4 protein-coding genes and 1 pseudogene are annotated in these 8613 nt (G+C 41.2%); all 5 read right to left on the reverse strand.

Annotated features, from left to right (window positions below; genetic code table 11):
* Positions 1-925: hypothetical protein (locus A7Q09_RS07825; RefSeq protein WP_134390912.1), on the reverse strand; the 925-nt coding region annotated here is incomplete at its 3' end.
* A 111-nt stretch (positions 926-1036) separates the two neighbouring features.
* The gene (locus tag A7Q09_RS07830; RefSeq protein WP_208526715.1) at positions 1037-2233 is read right to left on the reverse strand and encodes a class I SAM-dependent methyltransferase; all 1197 of its coding nucleotides are present in this window, start codon (positions 2231-2233) and stop codon (positions 1037-1039) included.
* 69 nt (positions 2234-2302) lie between these two features.
* Complete coding sequence (locus tag A7Q09_RS07835) at positions 2303-3829, reverse strand: class I SAM-dependent methyltransferase (protein WP_134390914.1); 1527 nt, start codon at positions 3827-3829, stop codon at positions 2303-2305.
* Between the two features lie 3 nt (positions 3830-3832).
* Positions 3833-6352 carry a glycosyltransferase gene (locus A7Q09_RS07840; RefSeq protein ID WP_134390915.1) on the reverse strand — a complete coding sequence of 840 codons (2520 nt, stop codon included), beginning with the start codon at positions 6350-6352 and terminating at the stop codon, positions 3833-3835.
* A 98-nt stretch (positions 6353-6450) separates the two neighbouring features.
* Positions 6451-8613: pseudogene (locus A7Q09_RS10535) on the reverse strand (glycosyltransferase); the annotation flags it as partial.

An 8613-nucleotide genomic window follows, 5' to 3' on the forward strand; every position in this document is an offset into this window, starting at 1 on the left:
CCACCATCACTACCGAAAAGAATGGCTTGTAGGCAAACCCTCTAAGACGCTGCCTCAACAGCTCCTCCTCTCTCCCCACAAACCGACCATACTGGGCAAACCACTCCTTATAGCGATCCCTATCCCATTTCTCTCTTTCTTCTCTATTGAAAGAACGGGCAGAAAACTTGCCTATCTCAAGCTTCTTTCCACCGGGAAACTCTGCTTCCAGAATGTATTCAAAGAGATTTTCTTCCAAGGGTATCCTAGCCAAAAAGCCGCAGCAGATATCTTTTAAAATAGGATGATCAGCTTTCACATCGCTGCGAGCGATTGCTTTGCAGGGAAACACACCAGCAGAATTTTTTACTGTTACGGAACTTGGAGGATTGCCTTCTGTATCAAAAACCCAACCCTTAACTTCAAGAAAAATATCTTCTGTTATTATCAACTCTTCTGCTTGAGGTGCATCAAGACAAAAATAAGCGGGCGGAAGGCAAACTGGATTTGCTTGTTGTTCAATCTTTGAGTTGGGTTTTGATGCGCCATAAACGAAGATATAATAGCGAGCTAGCCGGAGTGTTCGACCGCCAGAGAGTTCAGCTAAGATGTCGATTTCTTTTAATCCGCGGCTTAATTCGATCCAGCCTTCAAACCCGACTTCTTTTTCAATCTGGATATTCGATCTGGCATACCTACTTTGGATATCTTCCCTATGCTGCGAATCGGCTAATATCCTTTCATTTTTGTATTGGAGAATAACCTGCTTGGCTTTCCTTCCAAAAGAGTCGAAAAAATAGCCTCGGAAACAAATTTTTCTTTCTTTCGAAAAAAATAACCTCTTTTTAGGCTCTTCAAGAGAAAAACAAATTTTACCAATTGAAGACATCCAAATTGAACTGATTAAAATGACTTTATCTATTAACTCTGCAAACCATCCCGTCAATAAAATTCTTTTTAATATGGCTAGCTACTCTATCGTTTTTGCTGCTATATAAACCGTTTTGCGAACAACTTAGCAACATTGTTGATAGCTAAAAAGCTAATTAATGTTGCATTAGATCTTTTTCATAAACCAAAAAGATCCACCATGCGGTTGTAATCCATCTGACTCATACTTCTGCCAAAGTTCATTAAAAATAGTAGTAAGTTTGGGCTTAGTTGCTACGAAAGCCGATGGGAAAAGAATCTCAAACTTCTCGGCAGCAAAAGCAAAGAGCACAGCTAAGACGTATGCTTCTGAATAAAACCTTTTTGCCCATTGAGGGGGATAATCAAAGGGAAGGAATATGTCATGGAGATGGATTAGAACTCCAGGCTTGATGATAGGCAAGACTTCAAGGAAAAAGACAGTTACATCAGAAGCTTGCAACAACCTATGAGAACCATCAAAAAAAAGGATATCGCCTGCCTCCAACCGCTCGAAAACCAACAATCCCATTTGCTGCAAGGGAAGAGGATAGACTTCATCACACAATCGATCAATTTCAGACCTGGGAGCTGGATCTATTGAAAAAATTTTTGTTGACTGCGAATATCTTTTCTTAGCCAGATAAGCAAACCGGGTTGAATGCCCAGAACCAATCTCCAAAAAAACCTTTGGCTTTTTTAAAGCCACCATCCCATATAAGGCTAAGGCATCCAGACTATCGAACCATCCATTCATCCAGAAAGGATCAGTTTGGGTCCTAGGAGTTGTCTCGATTGAAAGCAAATCAGGCAGAAAAGTCTTGCATTCGAGCAAGAACTTTAGATAGGTTTCAGAGCCAGACTCCAGGATATTCAATAGGATCGAATGGGGCGATTTACTGTAACCCCACCTGGGTTCGAGTGTTGCCCCATAAGGATACCAATCTTCGATTGGTTCTAGATTATTAATTATTTTTTTTGATTTACACTCTTTGGCTTTTCTGCTTACAAAGACTACGAACCTGGCTATGTCGATCCTTTTGCCTGAGCCTATATCTGCCGAAAGAACGAGGTATTTTATCCCTCTGCTCAACTCGATTTCTACCTCAAACCCACAATTCGAATCGACGTTCCTTCCCGACTCCAAAAACTTTTCTCTCACATCCTCCCGTCTGATGCAATTGGCTATATAAATTTGGTTTTTGAGCTGAACCCAAATACCTTCTGCCTTCTGTCCATTATGCCCTAAAAACCAGCCTTCGATTTTTATGCTTCTTCCTTTTAGAAAAAGAAAAGGAAAAGCTGGTTTTTCCACCGCAAAACAATAATCACCCCTGTTCTTCATCACTCATCCAAAAAGCTGTACCGATAGAAACAATTTTCTTTTTTTTTCAAATCCTCTCTAGAAACCTTTTTAACGTTTAACAAACCAGAAAGACCCCCCTTTTGGCTTTAGACTCTGAAGCTTGGGATTTGTCCAAAGCTGGTCCAAAATCTTTAAAAGCTCCTGATGCTGACTCACATAAAAGCTTGGAAAAAGAATCCTATATTTTTCGGTTGCAACCAAAAGGATCGATCCAAGCACGTACTGTTCGGAATAATATTTTTTCTGCCAGTGCGGTGGATAATCAAAAGGCAGAAAAATATCATGAAGATGAATGATCACTCCAGCCTTTACTATAGGCAAGATCTCCAGAAAGAAAATAGTTGCGTCGGAACCCTGCAGAATCCGGTGAGTCCCATCAACAAAAAGAATATCCCCCGCTTCCAACTGCTCAAAAATATCTAAAGGGAGTTCATGAAGAGGCCTTCGGAAAGCCTGTTGGCATAATGTATCCACGTTCACCCTAGGGCTAGGATCGATTGAAACCAGTTTCGTCAGCGGGGAATACCTCACTTTTGCCCCATAAGCCCACCGGGTAGTAAAACCCGAACCTATTTCCAAAAACAAAGCGGGTTTTGTGGTAGCGATTATCCCAAAAAGAGCTATTGCATCTAAAGGTGGAAAAGAACTGTTTTCCCAACAGGGATCTAGTTCAGAACCATTGTCCCGAAGAGGAAAGGAAAGCAGATCATCAGCAAACTGAACCCAGTCAGTTAAAAGAGAGCGGTAATGATCCTCAGATCTTTTGATTATCGAATAGAGGATCGGATGAACAGGCTTGTCATAACCCCACCTTGGACTTGGAGAAAATCCATAAGGATACCAATCTTCAATTTCTATAAGAGAACCATTAAGAAGAATTCTTTGCTGAGGATCATTCAGAGGCTCTTCCTCTGGAGAACCAATCCTACCTTCTAATTGACCAAACAACAGATAATGCGACAAAGGATTCATGCCCGCCTCAGCAACATCCTTATATTGGTGAAGATAAAACGCTGGATCAAACCGAGGATGTGGTTTCCGACCTTCTTTCCACCCATAGCAGATAAAATGATAGAGTGGATTTATTTTGGCCTCCGCTACATCCGGATTTTGCTGAAGGTAATATTCAACATCAAAAAAAGGGTTTGGATTGCGTTTTTCAGTTACACCGTACAAAACAAAATGAGTCAATGGATCTACCCCAGAAAGCCGGACATCCGGGTATTGTTGAAGATAATAAGCGGGATCGAAAAGAGCGGATTTCGCAATTTCTTTGGCTACAACTATCCAAGAAGCTGTAGAAAGCTCTAAGTTTTCTTTCTTTGAAAAAATCGACCAGAATCCAAAAGATTGCTTTCCCAATTCAAAAGACTGGTGTGCTTGAATCCAAAGCCTGCCATAAGCCAAAGAAGCAAAGGCAGTAGCTTGCTGTTGGAGCTTTGTCCATTGAGTCTGCTCGTGGACTTTGCTAATCAAAGACTGAATCCATTTTTCGGCATCCATTTGCTGTGGCTCAGCCATATCCTCACTCCATTTTTTGGCTTCTAAAGGATAGAAACATTTTCCTTTAAACAAAACTTATCCTTTCTTTTCCTTTCCCCAAGCCTTTATATCCCAAGGAGTAGTCCCCAGCCGATAAAAAGGTGCTGAATCACTCAGGTTCGGGTTATAAAAAGAATCGGATGGAAATTTTTCTTTCCATTTTTTTTCGAACAGCTCTTTTTCCTTTTCCCATTCCTGCTGTTTGTTGATCGATTCTCTTCCAACGGAAACCGAACAGTAATGAATTAGCTCAGCAAAAGGCGTCCACACCGTCCAGTATCCTCTTTCTTTTAACCGTAAACAAAGATCCAAGTCGTTCCAATTGTAGGCAAATTCTTCATCAAACCCTTCAATCCGTTCGAATAATTCTCTGCGCATAAGAGCACAGGCTGTAATCACACCAGTCAAGTTTTGGCAGAGTTTTGCTAAGCCTAGATAACCTGGCAATTCTCGGCTCATGCCATGGAATCTTCGGTAATCTTTCCAAAGGATCATTCCATCGCTCTGTATAGTCAGAGTTGGATAGTAAAGTTTTGCTCCCACAATTCCCACTTCTTTCCTCAAGGCATGTCCAGCCATTTCTTCTATCCAATCTGGACTAATAACTTCCACGTCATCGTTCAGGAAGGCCAAAAGCTTGCCATTTGCTTCTTTGGCGGCCCAATTGTTGATCGCAGCATAATTAAAAGGCTGATCATACCACAACAAACGGAGTTGCTTTAGGTTACAATACTCGGATAAAAAAGCATTTTGTTGTTGATCCAAAGAACTGTGTCCGTTTATCACAAGCAAGATTTCAAAGTTCCGATAAGTAGACTTCGAAAGGATGCTCTCGATGCAGGTCTGCACATAAGGCAAAGGAAGCCGTGTCGGGATGATAATGCTGACCAAAGGAGATAAGGGACCGGTGGCATAACGAAGATGCCATCCTTCTTCTGTTTTTTTGATTGTTACTCCATCCTTTCCTCTGCGACTACAATCGGTTTCCAACACTAATCGCTGCTTATCTTCCCTATCATTCCGACCGACTGCTTGTTTTGAGCCACAACGATGGAAAAGAATGCGTGGAACATGAACCACTTCGTTTTTGTCGCAGTCAAAACTTCCAATTCTTAAAGCTAGGTCCCACTCTTCTTGACCCTCCAATGAAGGTGATATTCTCAGCCGATCCCAGACCGCTTTCGTATTATAAATCGCTGCCTGTCCAATGTAATTATTAGAACGAAGAAGCTCTGGATTCCAGCCTGGCTTAAAGATAGGATCCGAACGTTTGCCAGACTTATCCATCGAATCTTCATCAGAAAAAGCCATTAATAGATCAGGATACCGATTGATTGTTAGAGCAAACACAAACAAAGCTTCTTTACTAATCTGGACCGAAGGATCTAGCAACAGGACATAATCCCCTTGAACCAAGGGTAAAACCCAATACAAGGCTTCAGCTTTCGTAGAGGTTTTTTCAAGAAAATGAATCTTTTGTTTGGCTCCAGGCCACCGGTGTTCCAAAGATTGAATAGAAAAGACTGATCCAGTGCCATAGGGACAAAGCCAGAGTTCCCAATGCGAATAGAACTGAGAAAAACAGGTTGAGAGCAGACGGTAGACATCTTCCACATTCCAACGTTGATCATAAAAAACGAGGATCGAAAAAAAAGGATGCACAGCAAGCTGGTTATCCCGACAAATCGTCGCTAGATAATCCTGCTCTTTGAATTTTGCTTCTTCTAAAAGCCACCGAGCATACTGCTCTTCTTGTTCTTTTCGATTGAACCTCCTTGCAGAAAATGTCTTTAAAGGATAAATCGTTCCATCCAATAACTCCGCTTCAAGGCTGTATCTTTGTTCCTCTTCCGTCAGTGGCACAAAAAGGAAAAACCCGCAGCCAAGATCCTTAAGCTTGGGATAATCTTTTTTAACATCCGGCCGGATTCTTCTTTCTGCTCGAATCTGATGCTGAGATGACCTTAGCCATACCGCCTGGGCCACATTCCCACCCCGGTCAAAACACCATCCACTAATCTCAATCCAAAATGCATCCGTTACGATCCGCTCGGCTATCGGCTGGTCGAAACCAAAACGAACTTGGCTCTCTATGTCTTCTACAAGACCACTCCATTTCGCTTGAAAAGAAACGAGTAGTTCTTTTCTCCCACTTCGATGCAAGGCCAGTAGTTCTATTTTTTCAAATTCAAGGGATAATGGAAGCCTAGCTCTAAACCCACACCATAAATCTACAACAAAAGAGTAAGTTTTCTTGACGTCTTCTCTCCTCACCGGTTCCACGGGGTAACATACCCCTTCTTTTTCTATCCAAATCGATTGGGCAGTCTGTCCGAAAGAATCAAAAAACCATCCGTCAATTTCAAGAACAGGACTGTTTATAATCAACCGATCCATTGGCTTAGGTGAATCCAAACAAAAATGGCTCCTCTGTGACTCATCCGAAAGATGCATGGCATCTGGTTTTTCCGTTGTCTTTGCTGTTTCAAAAAAAGTAGTTTTAATGGATCGATTAGTCCTTAGTCCTTTAAAAAAGAATAACCATGCTTTAAACACAAAAGCTCCCTTTATCGATTTTTCCAAGAAAGAGCTCTAGCCTACTTTTTCCCCGTAAAACTGTTTTTCGAACAAACTCTTTCTTATTCCTGCTTAAATTATTTTAACTGCGCTAACCGGAAAGCAAACTCACAAAGTTCCTTACAGGCAATCCGAGGATCAATGTGAGAAATGACATGACCCAATTTATACCGCCTGACTTTTTCAGCCTGCGCTCCTAGATCGAATACGGCCAAAGGAACTCCTATTGCCATCAACTCTTCGGTAACATATGAAAAGGTTTCCGGCCAAATCGATGGTAAAAAACAAAGATTTACCATGGAAGATTCAATCAAAGAAACTAATTCTTCTTTCCTATAAGGGCCATACACATGCAGTTTTTTTTCTAGTTCCGGATCACCCACCGTTCCTATAACCACTAATTTTATTGGCCACTTTTCAAGCTGGATCGTTTGAATCATCTCTCCAATCAGTTCCTTGCCTTTAGCCTTCGTATCGATGTGTCCTACAATGCCCACAATCACTTCCTCATTTTGCTGTGGAGCCCTTAGCCTCGCTTTGCGAAATGAACCAATCGAATGGGGTTTAAGAACAATCTGGCTTTTCTCTAAAGTTGGATAGGCTTTGAAGAGCAGGGAAAGCGAGGATTCAGAAAAACAGAGAATTTCCTCAGCATGTTCCAAAAAATCCTGCCACTTTCTTCTCCATAAATCGATATTCAGATTTTTAGGATAAGTTTCATCTTTATCAATAGCCACAAGACAACGCCTGCATTCTTCAATTGCCGGAATGCCACAGAACTGGTCTTTATCGTTCAAAAGATTATAAGAAGGACAAACACAGAAGTAATCATGAATAGGAACGATAAGCTTGATTGCCTTCTGTTTTTTTAGCTGTAAACAACCCTCAAGGATTGATAAAGGATCAGGGAATGAAACCAATGCATTAGGAATAATTTCTAGAACATCAAAAGCTTCAGAAAGAGCTTCTATACCATAGAAAAATGAATCTGGGCAGCTGCAGCTTAATAAGAGCTGATTTTCCCAACCTGAAATCCGTACATAATAACCTTTTTTAAAAAAATTATAATAGAAAAGAAAAATTAACTGATTTTCTTTTTCTAACTGATGGATCCATTGTTGACGATAAAAATTTGCTCCACCTCCCAAAACATGATCGATGAACAAGATCAGCGAACCCTTTTTTTTATTTTTCCAACTTACAGTTAACTCAGAGATCTTCTTTCCAAACTCTTCCGTCACCCAATACCCCTGCCAGTCATCTGGTTTATTAACCAGATAATGAAGAAAAGCATTTGTCCTTACTGCTTCTGGATGTGCTTCCAGATACAACTGAACATCAAACAACGGATGCGGATTGCGCCTTTCCTTCCACCCAATCTTCACAAAATGAACCAAAGGATTTAGCTCCTCCTCTGCTAGCTGCGGACATTGCCTTAAATAATAATCCAGATCAAAAAGCGGATGCGGATTCCTTTTCTCTCGCCACCCCCGCTCTAAAAAATGCACCAATGGATTGATCCCTTCCTGCCCTACTTCGGGATTCTGCTCCAAATAATAACTCGAATCAAAAAGTACGTGCGGACTCTTTCCTCCTTCCCATCCTCCTTTAAGATAATAAACCAAAGGATTTAGCCCCTCCTCTGCTAGCTGCGGACATTGCCTTAAATAATAATCCAGATCAAAAAGCGGATGCGGATTCCTTTTCTCTCGCCACCCCCGCTCTAAAAAATGCACCAATGGATTGATCCCTTCCTGCTCCAACTGCCCATTCTCCCTCAAATAATAATCGGTATCAAACAACGGATGCGGATTGCGCCTTTCCTTCCACCCATACTGGAGAAAATGAAAAAGGGGATCTTTCTTGTCTTTACGCACATCCGGATACATACTCCAGTAATAACCAAAATCAAAAATCCCTTGTTCAAGAATAAATCGTGCCTGATCCACAATCGGATCTTGTGGTTGCGGTTTCTTTTTCGATCCAAAAAAAACCAGCTGTTTTTGTTCTTCCAACTGCTTGGGATATAGCTTTGTCGCCTGTTTTGCGATATATTCTGACATCGCATCAACTACTTGTTGTATGTTGGTTTGTTGGGTATAGAGCTTGCTGAGTTTTGTTTCTACAACATTTTTCTCCCTCGTTATCCCTTCTACAAGCTTTTCGTATTGATCCACAAAACCAAAGAGTTCATTCAAGGAAAAACTCTCCCTAGAAAGCTTCCCAATCTTTTCCTTGTC

This window comes from Methylacidiphilum sp. Yel, from assembly GCF_004421185.1.
GTDB lineage: Bacteria > Verrucomicrobiota > Verrucomicrobiia > Methylacidiphilales > Methylacidiphilaceae > Methylacidiphilum.